General features: G+C 65.0%; 1 pseudogene. It reads right to left on the minus strand.

Annotated features, from left to right (window positions below):
- Positions 1-429 (minus strand): annotated as a pseudogene (locus AC0L3S_RS39165) (DUF1522 domain-containing protein); the annotation flags it as partial.

A 429-nucleotide genomic window follows, 5' to 3' on the forward strand; every position in this document is an offset into this window, starting at 1 on the left:
AGCCAATTTGGCCGCAGTGCCACCGCCGTCCGGTGCCGCGGATCCGACCAGCGAAGCCGACCCACCGCCGAGCGTGGTCGTTCCGGACGCAACGGTAGTTCCGCCCGCAGTACCGTCGAACACCACGTTCGAGAGAGCGGTCGTGCTGGAATAGGTCGTGGTGCCACGGAGATCGGAGGAAGTCGCGCCGGCAACCGTGGTCGAGACGTTCGACTTGGTCGAATAGCCGACCGTGGTCTGCAGCGCCTGGTTGGCGATCGACTTCGCGGAGTCGAGCAGCTTCTGCAGCGAGGTGATGCCGGTGTTGGCGGCCTGCAGCACCTGCACGCCGTTGGCGATGCCATCGAGCAGATTGTTGATGTCGCTGGCGCGGTTGTCGAGCGACTGCGCCGTGAAGAAGTTGGTGGGGTTGTCGAGCGCCGAGTTCAC

The organism is Bradyrhizobium sp. Ken01, assembly GCF_055807355.1.